The organism is Photobacterium nomapromontoriensis, from assembly GCF_050336815.1.
GTDB lineage: Bacteria > Pseudomonadota > Gammaproteobacteria > Enterobacterales > Vibrionaceae > Photobacterium > Photobacterium nomapromontoriensis.
The window spans coordinates 11147-27165 of the sequence record NZ_JAKJSL010000029.1 but is presented as its reverse complement, the minus strand read 5'-3'; the positions used below and the strand labels follow the sequence as shown (position 1 = coordinate 27165).

14 protein-coding genes are annotated in these 16019 nt (G+C 45.5%); 3 read left to right on the top strand and 11 right to left on the bottom strand.

From position 1 onward, the window contains the following. Positions 1-152 precede the first annotated feature (152 nt). Positions 153-485, top strand: coding sequence for a zinc ribbon domain-containing protein YjdM (locus tag L4D12_RS12355; protein ID WP_428448150.1), 333 nt, complete (start codon positions 153-155; stop codon positions 483-485). 115 nt (positions 486-600) lie between these two features. On the opposite strand, the gene pyrF is transcribed toward L4D12_RS12355, so the two are convergent. The 9 genes from pyrF to L4D12_RS12310 form a co-directional block, all read right to left on the bottom strand. Then, entirely contained in the window at positions 601-1296 is a 696-nt protein-coding gene (pyrF, locus tag L4D12_RS12350) for an orotidine-5'-phosphate decarboxylase (protein WP_428448149.1), read from the bottom strand. A 280-nt stretch (positions 1297-1576) separates the two neighbouring features. Further along, entirely contained in the window at positions 1577-2746 is a 1170-nt protein-coding gene (gene lapB / locus L4D12_RS12345) for a lipopolysaccharide assembly protein LapB (RefSeq protein ID WP_428448148.1), read from the bottom strand. A 6-nt stretch (positions 2747-2752) separates the two neighbouring features. After that, on the bottom strand, positions 2753-3037 hold the full coding sequence (locus L4D12_RS12340; RefSeq protein ID WP_428448147.1) for a LapA family protein: 285 nt from the start codon (positions 3035-3037) through the stop codon (positions 2753-2755). Between the two features lie 194 nt (positions 3038-3231). Then, entirely contained in the window at positions 3232-3522 is a 291-nt protein-coding gene (gene ihfB / locus L4D12_RS12335; protein WP_428448146.1) for an integration host factor subunit beta, read from the bottom strand. Between the two features lie 72 nt (positions 3523-3594). Further along, positions 3595-5265, bottom strand: a complete 1671-nt coding sequence (rpsA, locus tag L4D12_RS12330; protein WP_428448145.1) for a 30S ribosomal protein S1 — start codon at positions 5263-5265, stop codon at positions 3595-3597. 98 nt (positions 5266-5363) lie between these two features. After that, positions 5364-6047 carry a (d)CMP kinase gene (gene cmk / locus L4D12_RS12325; protein ID WP_428448144.1) on the bottom strand — a complete coding sequence of 228 codons (684 nt, stop codon included), beginning with the start codon at positions 6045-6047 and terminating at the stop codon, positions 5364-5366. A gap of 214 nt (positions 6048-6261) precedes the next feature. Then, entirely contained in the window at positions 6262-7542 is a 1281-nt protein-coding gene (gene aroA / locus L4D12_RS12320; RefSeq protein WP_428448143.1) for a 3-phosphoshikimate 1-carboxyvinyltransferase, read from the bottom strand. 187 nt (positions 7543-7729) lie between these two features. Then, entirely contained in the window at positions 7730-8407 is a 678-nt protein-coding gene (locus tag L4D12_RS12315; protein WP_428448142.1) for a DUF5666 domain-containing protein, read from the bottom strand. A 115-nt stretch (positions 8408-8522) separates the two neighbouring features. Then, on the bottom strand, positions 8523-9665 hold the full coding sequence (locus L4D12_RS12310; protein WP_428448141.1) for a DUF5666 domain-containing protein: 1143 nt from the start codon (positions 9663-9665) through the stop codon (positions 8523-8525). A gap of 92 nt (positions 9666-9757) precedes the next feature. On the opposite strand from L4D12_RS12310, the gene L4D12_RS12305 reads away from it, so the two are divergent. Further along, the gene (locus tag L4D12_RS12305) at positions 9758-10426 is read left to right on the top strand and encodes a response regulator transcription factor (protein ID WP_428448140.1); all 669 of its coding nucleotides are present in this window, start codon (positions 9758-9760) and stop codon (positions 10424-10426) included. Continuing rightward, entirely contained in the window at positions 10398-11639 is a 1242-nt protein-coding gene (locus tag L4D12_RS12300) for a sensor histidine kinase (protein WP_428448139.1), read from the top strand. Before L4D12_RS12305 ends, L4D12_RS12300 begins: the two co-directional genes overlap by 29 nt. Before the next feature lie 224 nt (positions 11640-11863). Here L4D12_RS12300 and serC read toward each other — a convergent pair whose 3' ends face one another. Together serC and gyrA are read right to left on the bottom strand one after the other, a co-directional pair. Then, positions 11864-12946, bottom strand: coding sequence for a 3-phosphoserine/phosphohydroxythreonine transaminase (gene serC, locus L4D12_RS12295; RefSeq protein ID WP_428448138.1), 1083 nt, complete (start codon positions 12944-12946; stop codon positions 11864-11866). A gap of 221 nt (positions 12947-13167) precedes the next feature. Continuing rightward, a complete protein-coding gene (gene gyrA / locus L4D12_RS12290) occupies positions 13168-15804 on the bottom strand; it encodes a DNA topoisomerase (ATP-hydrolyzing) subunit A (protein WP_428448137.1) in 2637 nt (878 codons plus the stop codon). Positions 15805-16019: the final 215 nt, after the last annotated feature.

The following is a 16019-nucleotide window of genomic DNA, read 5'->3' as shown; positions in this document are numbered from 1 at the left end:
TTCCTCATCGTTCCTTGATTAATTAGGCAGACTACCGCTTTCAAACAGACTTTCAATCACTATCCTATAAAGTTGAGATATAGGTTAACCTAGTCGCAAACAGATACATTGGTTATTATCAGCCCTCTTTTTACTTTAACTCTTGGTATCTTATGTCTTTTCCTCCTTGCCCTAACTGTCAGTCTGAATATGTGTACCCCGACCAAAACCATCTCGTTTGCCCAGAATGTGCCCACGAGTGGGATCCAAACGCGGTAGAAGAAACGTTCACCGTCAAAGATGCCAATGGCACCCTGCTGGCAGAAGGCGATAAGATCACAGTAGCGAAAGATCTGAAGGTAAAAGGTAGCTCGATGGTATTGAAAATCGGCACGAAAGGCGTAATCAAGCGCATCGTGGAGAGCAAAGATCATCAGTTAGACTGTAAGTTAGATGGTGCTGGCGACATGATGGTCACCGCTGCCTTTGTGAAAAAAGCCTCATAACCTTTTACTGCCTGAAAAAGTATGCGTTTTCGCGCTTCAAGCAACGCATAAAAAACGGGCCCTTGTACAAACAAGGTCCCGTTTTTTTACAATTTTGATAATAACAAGCGAGGCATTATGCCAATGTCTTGTTAATCGCCGCCAATACTGCCGCAGGATCTACCGCCTGGGTAATTGGACGACCGATAACCAGGTAATCAGAACCCGCGGCTACCGCTTCTACAGGCGTCATTACACGGCGCTGATCACCTGCGGCGCTGCCTGCAGGACGGATACCCGGTGTGACCAGCTTAAATGACTGACCCAGCTCACCTTTTAGCAGGCTCGCTTCTTGTGCGGAACAGACGACTCCATCCAGACCACTGTTCTTCGTCAGGCGGGCCAGATTCAGTACCTGCTCTTGTGGGTCACACTGAATGCCAATTCCACGCAAATCTGTCGCTTCCATGCTGGTCAGTACTGTCACGCCAATCAGCAATGGACGATCTTTGCCATACGGCTCAAGGATCTCACGGGACGCTGCCATCATGCGCTCACCACCAGAGGCGTGCACGTTGACCATCCAGACACCCAGCTCTGCCGCTGCACGGACTGCATGAGAACAGGTATTTGGGATATCGTGGAATTTCAGGTCAAGAAATACAGAATGACCCCGATCATGCAGTTTACGCACAAAGTCAGGGCCAAAATAAGTAAACATTTCTTTGCCAACTTTCAGTCGACAAGTTCCCGGTTCAATACGGTCAACGAAGGCGAATGCATCGTCTTGGTTTGAATAGTCGAGAGCAACAATCACTTTTGGGTCTAACATGGCATCTCCTGCTTAATTATTAAACATGTCGATTCAGCTTCCTGAACGCGGTCGGGATTGTACCGTAAAAAAGTATTTATGCGAGAAATTATTGATATAGTGTTTGTAACACTCAAAAGTCAGAGTTTTCTTAGCGCTGCAATCGTTTGTCCGTACCATTAAGCTTTATCGGTATTGCAGGGATCGATTAAGAAGATGAAAGATACGTTTCAGCTGATAATAAAAAGCCTGTCCATAAGAACAGGCTCTTCTATAGTCACGCTATGGGTAGCAACATAGGCTACTCACCATCAAGGCCTCGAATTGGCTTAATGGTTCCCCAGCTTTTACAAGACGGACACTGCCAATAGAGGGAATGGGTCGCAAAACCACATTGGCGACAACGGTAATGGGGTTTGATCTTTAACTGCTCCCCAACCAAGCCCCGTAACGTCGTTAAGCTGTCCTTGGCGCGTCCATCTTCCGCTTCATCCAGATGATAATCCATCAGTTGATAAAAGCCTTTTAGGGTGGGGTTTTTCTGAAGCTGGCGTGTCATATACGCCTGCGCCATGGTCGCCCCCTCGCGCTTGGCAATTTCATCCGCGAGCATCAATTCAGCGGTCGAACCGGCTTTTTCCTCAACACAATAACGCAGGTACTTTAACCAGCCTGATTCATTATTGGTAACCTCATAGCATTCGAGTAGCAGAGGTAATGCCTCACCAATAAATTCCATATCTTGATCAGCAACCCGTTCAAGCTGTTTTGCGGCCGCCTTATACTCATTATCAGCGATCAGAATTTTCGCCAACATAATACTCGCACGAACACAGGACTTATCTGCAGAAAGCGACTTCTTCAACAGCTGTTTGGCTTTGTCAGAATGCTGGGCACTCATCTCCAGCATCGCCATCTCGCACCAGTAATGAGCAATATCATGCTTGAGCTTGGTTTTCCCGAGCTTGACTAACTGAGTAGCCACCTCTATTGCTTTCTCCCACTCACGCGTCTGCTGATAAATGGTTAGTAACTGCAGCAATGCCCCTTTGCGGTGATCGGGTTCATCTAGCAACTGCTCGAAGATTTTTTCGGCGCGGTCAAAAAAACCAGCGACCATATAATCCTGAGCCAATTGCTGCAATGCAAGATTTCGCTGATCGATAGTTAAGTTTGGACGGGCGATGAGATTTTGGTGAATACGAATGGCGCGATCAACCTCACCCCGGCTACGAAATAGGTTGCCCAAAGCCAGGTGGGTATCAATTGTTTCACTATCAACTTGGAGCAGCTCGATGAAAACATCCACCGCTTTGTCAGATTGGTCTGACAACAACAGATTCAAACCTGTCACGTATTGACGTGACATATGGTGAGACTGCTCCTGTTGTTTGTTACTAGCGCTCCTGTTACCCATATACCAGCCATAAGCGGCAGCAATAGGTAATAGCAGGAACAACAGCTCTAGCATTAACGATTATTCCTTAACAGGCTCGGCACGAAGCTGATCCAGTTCAATTTGTTGTTTCTGTACTTTTTTGCTCAAACGGTTTTTAGTAAAACGTGCTTTTAGATACAGCAAGCCACAGATCAGCCAGCCAATCGCAAACCCGGAACCGAACGCAATCCCTAGTAAAGTAGAAAGCTGGAACTCTCCTTGGGCAATCAGATAGTCGAAATTCACTAATTCCTGATTCTGAGCACCCAAAGCAAGCGTAATCAGAAAACAGGCAATCAATAAAATAACAGTCAGTATCTTCATCGTGAATCCTTCCCACTTAATCGAAATATTGATGATACCAATCTGATGAAGTAAATGCTCTATAGAAGACGGTGACAGGTACTAAAACAGATGGGTAGGCTGATTATGCAAGATTTTTCATCATCAGACCATATTCAATAAGCATAAAAAAACGGCATACTAAGCAGCATGCCGTTTTTTTGTTCTATCCGTGGTTAACTAGCTAGTGCCAAGTTAACACGGTCACGTAATTCCTTACCAGGTTTGAAGTGAGGAACGTATTTACCGTCCAACTCAACTTTGTCCCCTGTTTTAGGATTGCGACCAACACGTGGAGCGCGATAATGCAATGAGAAGCTACCAAAGCCACGGATCTCTATACGGTCACCATCGGCAAGCGTTGTCGCCATATGTTCAAGGATTTCCTTGATTGCATCTTCTACCTGTTTGGCAGAAAGATGTGTTTGTTGACTACATAGTCTTTCAATTAATTCAGACTTTGTCATAAACACTCCGTTTTTAGTATGTTTCTCAATAGTATAACCGCTTAGGGGGAAAAATCTTCCCCCTTCGCTCAATTATTCGCCTTTAGCTGCTTTGAAAGCATCAGCCATTGCGCTACCGAAAGAAGCTTCGTCTTGCTTGTTCAGTGTAGCAATTGCTTCTTGCTCTTCTGCAACGTCTTTAGCACGTACAGATAGGTTGATTACGCGGTTCTTACGGTCAACGCCTGTGAATTTAGCTTCAACAGAATCGCCTACAGAAAGAACTAGAGTTGCGTCTTCAACACGGTCAACAGATGCTTCAGAAGCACGTAGGTAACCTTCAACACCTTCGATTAGCTCAACAGTTGCGCCTTTCGCGTCAACAGCAGTAACAGTACCAGTAACTAGAGCACCTTTCTTGTTAGCTGCAACGTAACCGTTGAATGGGTCTTCGTCGATCTGCTTGATGCCTAGAGAAATACGCTCACGCTCAGCGTCAACTGCTAGAACAACTGCAGAGATTTCATCGCCTTTCTTGAAGTCACGAACTGCGTCTTCACCAGCAACATTCCAAGAAATGTCAGATAGGTGAACAAGACCGTCGATGCCGCCGTCAAGACCAATGAAGATACCGAAGTCAGTGATTGACTTGATCTTACCAGTTACTTTGTCGCCCTTAGCTTGCATTTCTGCAAATGACTGCCATGGGTTCGCTTTACACTGCTTCAGACCTAGGCTGATACGACGACGCTCTTCGTCGATATCAAGAACCATAACTTCAACTTCATCGCCCACGTTAACAACTTTAGATGGGTGGATGTTCTTGTTAGTCCAATCCATTTCAGAAACGTGTACTAGACCTTCAACGCCTTCTTCGATTTCCACGAAGCAGCCGTAATCAGTTAGGTTAGTTACACGGCCAGAAAGCTTAGTGCCTTCTGGGTAACGCTTAGCGATAGCTACCCATGGATCTTCGCCTAGTTGCTTAAGACCTAGTGATACGCGAGTACGCTCACGGTCGAACTTAAGAACTTTAACGTTGATTTCGTCGCCAACATTAACGATTTCACTTGGGTGCTTAACGCGCTTCCAAGCCATATCAGTAATGTGTAGAAGACCGTCAACACCGCCAAGATCAACGAATGCGCCGTAGTCAGTAAGGTTCTTAACGATACCTTTAACTTCCATGCCTTCTTGTAGAGAAGCAAGAAGTTCATCACGCTCAACGCTGTTCTCAGATTCGATAACTGCGCGACGAGAAACAACTACGTTGTTACGCTTCTGGTCAAGCTTGATTACTTTGAACTCTAGCTCTTTGTTTTCTAGGTGAGCAGTGTCACGAACTGGACGAACATCTACTAGAGAACCTGGTAGGAACGCACGGATACCGTTAAGTTCAACTGTGAAGCCGCCCTTAACTTTACCGTTAATGATACCGATAACTGTTTCAGCATCTTCGTAAGCTTTTTCAAGAACGATCCAAGCTTCATGACGCTTAGCTTTTTCACGAGAAAGCTTAGTCTCACCGAAGCCGTCTTCTACTGCATCTAGAGCAACGTCAACTTCTGCACCAACTTCGATTTCAAGTTCGCCAGCAGCGTTCTTGAATTCTTCAACTGGGATAGAAGACTCAGACTTAAGACCTGCGTCTACTAGTACGTAACCGTTTTCGATAGCTACAACAGTACCTTTAACGATCGCGCCAGGACGTGTTTCGATTTCGTTTAGAGACTCTTCAAAGAGTAAAGCAAAAGATTCAGTCATTATTTATCTTCAATCTGATTAACAACCATGGGTATCCTACCGCATGGGGTTGGTAGTAATGTCAGTTATCATCCTTGACACCGACGCGGTCATACTGATTATTCAGCAGACAATTTCATTTCAATATACGCTAATGCTTGCGCAGTAACTTGCTCTATAGAAAGCTCAGTAGAGTCTAGCAGCAAAGCATCAGCTGCGGGACGTAACGGCGCGGCAGCTCGATTGCGGTCACGATAGTCACGTTCCTGAATTTCTTTCAAAAGGTGGTCAAAGTTAACATCTAAGCCTTTCTGTTGCAACTGGTTCATGCGACGTTTCGCACGTTCTTCAGCACTGGCATCGAGAAAAATCTTGACTTCTGCTTGCTGGAACACAACCGTTCCCATGTCACGACCATCTGCAACTAAGCCCGGCGCTTCACTGAATGCTCGCTGACGACGTAATAATGCTTCTCGAACACGAGGCAGCGCGGCAACTTTCGATGCTGCCATACCGGTTTCTTCTTTACGAAGTTCACCAGAGACATCCTCACCTTCCAGAATAACCTTGACTAAATCACCTTCTGCGACAAATTGAACGTCTAGATGCGCCGCTAATGGCACTAAGGCATCTTCAGATTCTAATTCAACACCATGGTGAATTGCAGCCAGTGCCAATACGCGATAAATGGCACCAGAATCAAGTAGCTTCCAGCCCAGTTTATCCGCCAATAGCATACAGAGGGTACCTTTACCGGCACCACTTGGGCCATCGACTGTGATGACTGGAGCATGAATAGACATAAGTTTTCTCCGAACTTGTTCTAATATAAGCAGTAATACGGATCAATACCTTTTCAAATATCGATCCGTATTACATCTTTTAAGCGGGGCATATTATACGGGAAAATAATGATGATACCAATCGGTAATCCTGCCTATATCCCGGTATCCGAAGTAAAAAACAAACCCGCCAAGTGGCGGGTTTACAGTCAATCTATTAAGTGTAGTGCAATCTTTACTGACTCAAAATAGCCAGTTGGTCAAAATAGTCTGGAAATGTCTTCGACGTACACTTCGGATCGTTAATGGTTACTGGCGTATCACCTAATGCCACCAGCGAAAAGCACATCGCCATTCGGTGGTCATCATAGGTGTCTATCGCGGCATGCTTAAGCTTGGCTGGCGGCGTGATAATAATGTAATCCTCACCCTCTTCAATGCCAGCGCCGACCTTACGTAACTCGGTCGCCATTGCCGCTAAACGATCGGTTTCTTTTACTCGCCAATTATAAACATTGCGAATCGCCGTCGTTCCTTTAGCAAACAATGCCGCAGTAGCAATCGTCATCGCTGCATCAGGGATATGATTAAAATCCATATCAACCGCTTTTAGCTCACCACGACGGGCGATGACATAATCATCACCCCATTCAATTTCAGCCCCCATGGCGGCTAACGCATCCGCAAACTGAATGTCGCCCTGGATACTTTTCTTGCCAATTCCCGTGACTTTAATTTCTCCGCCACGAATAGCTCCTGCCGCGAGAAAGTAAGAGGCGGATGACGCATCACCCTCCACTAAAAAGTTACCGGGCGACTGATACGTTTGTTGCCCCTTGACCACGAACTGTTGGTAGTTGCGGTTTTCTACCTCAACCCCAAACTGGGCCATGATCTGCAATGTAATATCAATATAAGGCTTAGAAACTAAATCACCTTTAATGCTGATTATAGTATCGGCCTGCGCCAATGGAGCCGCCATCAAAAAAGCAGTCAAAAACTGACTGGAAATTGATCCGTCAATCTCAACAGCCCCGCCTTGCAGGCCAGTACCAGTGATCTTCAGCGGCGGATAGTGTTCATTTTCCAGATATTCAATATCGGCTCCTGCCGCGCACAATGCATCAACCAAATGACCAATAGGCCGTTCTTTCATTCGCGGATCACCCGTTAAGATAAACTCGCCTTGCCCGAGACACAGGGCAGCAGCTAACGGACGCATTGCGGTACCAGCATTACCTAAATTAAGCATTAGTGGCTGAGATGACGCGAACGTATGCCCTAGCCCTTCAACTGTACATTGCGTCTTATCTTCAGATAGCTGGTAGTTCACACCGAGCGCTTTTAATGCGGTCAGCATATGGCGGATATCATCACTGTCTAATAAATTGGTTAAGTGCGTCGTTCCCTGAGCGAAAGCAGCTAATAGTAATACGCGATTGGAGACACTTTTTGAACCGGGCAGGTTCACTTCCCCATTGATCAATGTGATCGGTTGTAATGTTAGGCTTTCCATTTATCCCTATCTATCCTCAATAAAGCATGCTGTCAGAGTAACGAATATTATCATTGTGATCTATACCCATGTTATCGGTATGACCCGCGCGCTCATACACCCATCACTCAAAGCAGGAAAGACTAACATTTACCATTACAATGCGCTTTTATACTAATCAATATCAACCGACGCTCATCAGGCACCGCTATTTAATATCAATACGCTTCGCGGTTAACTGATCATTGATAAAATTACCGATCACTTGCACGTACATCCCGTTAGTTAATGGCTTACCCGCCGTTACTGTCAGTGGCGCATAGGCAATTTTGGCTGTACCCAGCATGAAACTGCTGGCCGTAAGATCTGACACTTTACCTTCAATTTCTGAACTTGGCATCGCATTCACAGGGGAAACATTGGTCACTACCCATTGTGCATTGCCATTCAGGTGAGCAAAGACCAGTACCCAGCCAAGATCGCCCCCACCATGTTTATAATCAAGATTAAATACCTGTGGGTCCGAAATGGAGAGTTTGATGCCGTTCATCACTAATTGATTATCAGGGTTAAGGACCGCCAGACCTGAAAATGCGGGATCTAAATCCACTTCAGTGACCTTATTATCTTGCAACAGCAAGTTCACGTTCATCCCCACTTTCACTGAACTGATATTATAATCGCCACCTTCGTAATAGACTTCTGCATGCTGAGTCACATAAGTTTTACCATTCACGGTCACATCATAGGCTGAGGCGGCATCTACCACACCAGAAACTGACGTTGATACCACTTGCGGCACTTTAACTTGCTCCGGCGCGGGGGATTTATCCCCACATCCACTCAATAGTAAACTTAGTGCAACCGCAATGCTCAATGTCTTCATAAGGCCTTCTTAACGTAGCGTTTAAAATCATGTTCAAGCAGCAACCATACCGCTAAAGCATATAAAAACAAAGCGCCCCTAAGGGCGCTTCTAAAAATACGGCGTAATCTGTTAATTAGTCGTTATCAAGTTCAACTTCACGGGCAACATTTTTACCGTTGATCACCACGGCTTCTGCTTCTACACGTGAACCACCAAGAGTCGCCATGTTCACCCCTTCAAACACCGTTTGGCTGTCAGTGACAAAGTTGACTGTATTCCCTGTTTGAGCATCCAACACCGAGAATGTTGCGGCATCAGCATCAATGACCGTTGCTATACCTTCTGCTTCAACTTCTTTCCAGCCAGGACCTGTGGTGTAATCGTCGTCAAATTCAACTTCAGTCGCGATCTGCTGACCATTCTGCGTTACAGATTTCACTTCAACAACCACACCCTGTTTCAGGTTGGTTTTATTACCATCATCAAACTCTGTGCCATTGTTAACAACAAAACGACCACGGAAGCTCAATTCAAAAGCAGACTGATCATTGGCAACCCAAGTGATCACGCCTTCTACTTCGTTATCATCACCCAGATCATCGTAGTCATCGACTTCAACTTCTGTCGCATCAAGCGTTGTTCCATTGATTGAACCTGTCACTTCTACCCACTGACCATTCAGTAATGTGGCATTATCTTCCACTACCTGTTGGGTATAGTTAACCGTTAATGCAGCACCAAGTTTGAATGTATTATTATTATTATCTAAGCCAGAAAGACGACCTTCTACTTCAACAGTGTTTCCTAGCTTGTCCGCTTCAAACTCAACCACAGACAATACTTTATAACCAGCGGTCGCAGTTGGCAGAGATGACACCATCACCCAGTCACCATTATCAATATCAGCATGCAATCCGTCGAACGTCAGACTGATGCCGTTCACTTTAAACGTATTACCAACGATACCAGTAATCATACCCACGATAGTCGGCTCAACCTGAACCTGCACGCCAGATTTTGCAGCAGAAGCAACCTGTACCATCATGTTGGCCTTCAGATCGGTAACTGCCAGTGGGTTTGCACCGTAAGCAACACTCGCTACATCATAACGGTAGCCATTAACCACAATTTGTTTAGATATGGCATCAACTGAATCAATGGTTCCCAGTACCGCCTTTGGCGCAACGTCAAGTTGCGGCTGGCTATTATCACTACCACTGCCACCACAGCCAGACAGAATCAGACCAATCATAGGAACGAGCGCCAACTTTTTCATCTAAACACCTACAAATTAAAGAATATTGATTTCATAGGCAGTATATTAGTGACCCTAACGTGAAGCACTCGTGAAAAAAGCAAAATTATTCTATGAAAGTATTGATTGCCGATGACAACCACAACGTAGTAGAAACCATAGCCGATTATCTAGAGCTAGAAGGAATAACTATTGATTGTGCCTATCATGGTGAAGCGGCGGCCACCCTTATTGCTGAAAATCATTATGATGTGATCATCATGGATATCATGATGCCCAAAATGGATGGTATTTCTGCGGTAAAAAAAATCCGTGAAGAGCTGTTCTGCCAAACCCCCATTCTTTTTCTTACCGCTAAAGACTCTCTTGATGACAAAGTGGCAGCTTTCCAAGCTGGCGGCGATGATTATCTCCTCAAACCGTTTGCGATGCAGGAGCTTATTTTACGCCTCCATGCACTGAGTAATCGAGGCCCAAGACAAGATATTGGTGAGTTAAAATACGCCGATATTTCGATCAATACCCGTACTGACGAAGTCGTGCGCGCAGGACAACCGATCAAACTCAGCCGGATCCAATACAAAATACTCAAAGCCCTGCTGCGACGAGCACCTAGTATCGTCAGTCGCCAAGAAGTCATTGATGCCGTATGGGGAGATGAGTCCCCATCCAGTGATGCTCTGCGAAGCCACATTTATGGTTTACGCAATGCCATCGATAAAGGGTTTGAACATTCACGACTAGAGACTATTCATGGACAAGGCTACCGAATCAAATCATAACGTCTACCCTAGCATCTACCGTAAAATTCGGTGGAGCTTTGGGAGCATGACGCTGATGATGTTTGCCATTTTCTGGAGCATCATTTATATCGCCGAAGATCAACTGGAAGTTATTAGCCTACATCATTGGTTAGACACAGAGGCGAACCGTTATGTCGCGGATTACCAATACCATCAAGAAAATACACTCCCCCCCAATACGACCGAATTCACCAGCTATTGGAGCGAATCATCTCGCCCTGAATGGCTAAAAGCCTACGATAAGCCCGGTTTTTATGAACATTTACTCGGAAAGGAAGATAAGCACTTCATCGTAATTGACCATCCATCAGGTAAAGGGCTGATGTATATTCTATTTCAGGATGATGCTGACGATTACCTTGATAATTATGAAGACACGCTTCATTACTGCATCATGCTCTTTGGAATCATCGTGTCGTTAGGAATGGCTATTTATGGGATCTATTTCGTTCGAACCCTGTCAAAACCACTGGCTGCCATTGAGGCAAAAATAAGCCAGATGCCCCCAGACCAACCCGACTTTAAGGTCGATACCGCCTATAATGAAACCCGCAATATTGAACAAATACTCCTAGACAGTAAAACCAATATTGCTGGATTTTTTCAGCGTGAAAAAGAGTTTAGCCGATTTGCGTCTCATGAACTCAGAACCCCTATTATGGTGATTCAAGGTTCGGCTGAATTATTAAGCAGAGTCCCTAACCAACCGCCGGTCGCACTGAAAGCGATAGATCGGGTGCAAAGTGCCACAGAGGAAATGCGCATATTAACTGAGGCTTTCCTGTTGCTGGGTAAAGTAGATATTGAAGCCCATCACTTAGGGTCTTATGAGTTGGAGCAACACCTACGCCAACAACTTGAGGTACTGGCCCCCTTATTTGCTAAACAAGATGCCAGCTACCGCCTTTTAGTTCTATCTTCCGGCTCTGTCACTGCCCCAGAAAGCTTTATCACCATCGTCATCAACAACTTAATAAAGAATGCCTTCAGTTATAGCGTCGGTGATATTTACATCCAATTAGCAGGGCTTCGCCTCATCATCATTAATCGCCATGAAGGTAATGAAACCTACAACGCCGGCTATGGCTGTGGCTTAGTCATTGTTGAACGGATCTGCGAACGCATGGGTTGGCAGTTCTCAACTCATGATAATGGTAAGCAATTTAAAACTGCAATAACGTTTGCGATGTAAGAGTTCCCACTTATTACTTAGGGTCTAGGGTCTAGGGTCTAGGGTCTAGGGTCTAGGGTCTAGGGTCTAGGGTCTAGGAAAAATAAGTGCAAAAACAGGGACTAATCAAGAACGTTTCGAAGATGAGTAAAGATCGATTGCAAAGCACCATAAATAGACATGAAAAAACCGCCCACTGGCGGTTTTTTTATGTGGCTCACATGCAGTGTCAACGCACTACGTGATTAAGCCTGTTGCTGTTCAAACTGGCGCATGAAATCAACCAACGCTTGCACACCTTCCAGTGGCATGGCGTTATAAATTGACGCACGCATCCCGCCGACAACACGGTGACCTTTCAGTGCTTTTAACCCTGCAGCATCCGCTTGCTCAAGGAATAATGAGTCCAGTTCAGGATTCTTCAGCTGGAACGGCACATTCATCAATGATCGGTTATCACTGTGAACATCATTACGATAAAAATCTGACTGGTCAATATAGTCATATAACAGCTTGGCTTTCGCCTCATTGCGCTGTTGCATTTCAGCAACGCCACCAATGTCCTTCAACCACTTAAACACCTCACCAGAGAGATACCAAGCAAAGGTCGGTGGCGTATTAAACATAGACTCTTGGTCCACCTGGACGCGGTAATCTAAAATACTTGGCAGACACGTTTTTGCTTTGCCTAATAAATCATCGCGTACAATGACGATGGTTAACCCCGCAGGACCAATATTTTTCTGTGCCCCGGCATAGATGACCCCATACTTCGACACATCAATTTCGCGAGATAGGATCGTCGATGACAGATCCGCAACAATCGGCTTATCCGTAACAGGTAAATCACGAATTTCAATACCGTCGATGGTTTCATTTGGACAAAAATGGACAAACGCCGCTTCATCTGACAAAGGCCACTCTGACGCGGGCAAAATTGCAATTTTACCGTCTTTTTTACAGGTAATATCCACTACGTTCGGCGTACAGTATTTCGCGGCTTCTTCCGCAGCACTGTGAGCCCAATAGCCACCATCCATATAATCAGCCGTGGTGGCATCACCAAGCAGGTTCATCGGTACCGCTGCAAACTGGGCACGAGCGCCACCATGACAAAACAGAACATGGTAATTATCAGGAATGGATAAAAGCTCACGTAAGTCTGCTTCAGACTGTTTAGCGACTTGGATAAACTCTTTACTACGGTGGCTGATCTCCATCACCGAGGTACCTAATCCATTCCAATCAACGAGCTCTTGTTGTGCTTTTTTCAAAACGTCTGCCGGGATCATTGCCGGTCCGGCGCAAAAATTAAAAACCTTATCCATGATAAAAGACTTGCTCCTGCTAAAACATGGGATTGCAATTATTCGCTATAGCACCACTCATGTTCATAAGCGGCAACTGTGACAGCGGTCATATCCTTGTTTTTACACCTTTCTCGACGTACTGAAAAGGGGTTACCCGTAAATAGTTAGGACGTTTTTATTGAGATAAAAAAAACGCAGCCCGAGGGCTGCGTTTTTCTTAGATGATATTACTATCAATCTTATTCTTCTTCAGAAGAACCTTCTGCAGCAGAATCAGCCGCTGGCTGTTCTGTCGATGGAACGGCTTCACCGTCAACAATCTCTGCATCAGAGATCATTTCGTTTTCTTCCAGTTCATCAATACGCTGAAGGCCAACAACTAGCTCACCATCAGTGGTGCGGATCAGGGTGACACCCTGGGTATTACGACCTACACGACTCACTTCGGCAACACGGGTACGAACCAGTGTACCGCCGTTTGTGATCATCATGAATTCGTCGCCGTCTTCAACTTGGACAGCACCAACCACACTACCGTTTCGCTCGGAAACCTTAATTGACACAACACCTTGTGTCGCACGGCTCTTCGCTGGATATTCCGCAAGCTCAGTACGTTTACCATAACCATTTTCGGTTACAGTCAGTACGTCACCGTCGTTATGCGGTACGATAAGTGATACCACTTTATCGCCTTCCGCCAACTTCATACCACGGACACCCGCAGCAGTACGGCCCATACCACGCACTTGCTCTTCTGAGAAGCGAACCACTTTACCTGCTTCAGAGAACAGCATAATTTGGTCTGTGCTATTGGTCACATCCACACCGATCAATGAATCGCCTTCACGTAAGTTAACCGCAATAATACCGGCACTGCGTGGACGACTGAAATCAGTCAGTGGTGTTTTCTTCACTGTACCATCAGCGGTAGCCATGAATACAAACTTGTCGGCTTCATACTCTTTCACTGGTAGGATCGCAGTAATACGCTCACCTTCTTCCAATGGCAGAATATTCACAATTGGTTTACCACGTGCAGTACGGCTCGCCTGAGGCAATTGGTACACTTTCAGCCAGTACATGCGACCACGGCTGGAGAAGCACAAAATGGTATCGTGAGTATTAGCAACCAACAAACGCTCAATGAAGTCTTCATCCTTCATGCGCGTTGCCGCTTTACCTTTACCACCACGACGCTGAGCATCATAGTCGCTCAGGATCTGGTACTTCACGTAACCTTCATGAGATAGCGTTACAACGACGTCTTCCTGAGTGATCAGATCTTCTAGATCGATATCGTGGCTTGCCGCTGTAATTTCAGTACGACGTTCATCGTTAAACTGCTCTTTAACTGCGTAGAGCTCATCGCGAATCACTTCCATCAGGCGCTCAGAGCTGCCCAAAATCAGTAATAATTCTTCGATGATATCAAGCAGACCTTTGTATTCATCGAGGATCTTCTCGTGCTCAAGGCCTGTCAAACGGTGCAAACGCAGCTCAAGGATCGCTTGGGCTTGCTGCTCAGTTAAGAAGTACTGGCCACCATGAATACCAAATTGAGGCTCTAGCCACTCCGGACGTGCAGCATCAACACCGGCACGCTCAAGCATAGCCGCCACATCACCTAACTGCCATGGACGAGAAAGTAATCCTTCACGTGCCACTTGTGGTGTTGGCGCGCTCTTAATTAATTCAATGATTTCATCGATATTAACCAAAGCAATGGCCAAACCTTCAAGAAGGTGTGCACGTTCACGTGCTTTACGCAATTCAAAGATAGTACGGCGTGTCACAACCTCGCGGCGGTGATTCACGAAGCACTTCAGCATCTCTTTCAGGTTGAACAACTTTGGCTGACCATGGTCGAGTGCAACCATGTTGATACCAAATGTTGTCTGTAGCTGAGTCTGTGAGTAAAGGTTATTCAGAATAACTTCACCTACAGCATCACGCTTACACTCAATAACAATACGCATACCGTCTTTATCAGACTCATCGCGTAATGCACTGATGCCTTCAACCTTCTTCTCTTTAACGAGTTCGGCAATCTTCTCGATTAGGCGCGCTTTGTTGACCTGATATGGAATTTCAGTCACAACAATGGTTTCACGACCACTTTTGTTATCCACTTCAATATCAGCTTTGGCACGCATGTAAACTTTACCGCGACCAGTATGATAAGCATCAATGATCCCTTTACGGCCATTGATCAACGCTGCCGTTGGGAAGTCAGGTCCAGGAATGTAATCCATGAGCTGATCGATAGTGATATCTTCATTATCAATCAACGCCAAGCAACCATTAACCACTTCACCTAGGTTATGCGGTGGTATGTTTGTTGCCATACCTACAGCGATACCCGATGAACCGTTCACTAAAAGGTTAGGCACCCTAGTTGGCATAACCGCTGGAATTTGCTCTGTACCATCATAGTTAGGTACATAGTCAACGGTTTCCTTATCAAGATCGGCCAACAATTCGTGGGCGATTTTTGACATCCGGATTTCGGTATAACGCATTGCCGCTGCTGAGTCGCCATCGACAGAACCAAAGTTACCTTGGCCATCAACAAGCATGTAGCGTAACGAGAATGGTTGCGCCATACGTACGATCGTATCGTATACAGCACTATCACCATGTGGGTGATATTTACCGATTACGTCACCAACCACACGGGCAGATTTTTTGTAAGCTTTATTCCAGTCATTGCCTAGCACATTCATCGCGAATAATACGCGACGGTGCACTGGCTTTAGGCCATCACGCACATCAGGAAGCGCTCGACCCACGATAACTGACATCGCGTAGTCGAGGTACGAGCTTTTCAGCTCTTCTTCAATGTTGACGGGCGTGATCTCTTTTGCAAGATCGCTCATTGAGCCAATATCCCTCAGGTAATTTCTGTCGTATTTTTAGTACGTGCAAGGTGCGAGAATATAGCATATTTCAGCCTCAATAGGCACACCTTTCACTGTTATGTTGTGAGTAATTTATCGGATTAACAAAAAATCGGAAGTCTTAAGCGGGAAAAGTCACGGTTAACCGTTCACTTTTCACTCAAATCCCATTTTTCAGATAAACATCACGAGAT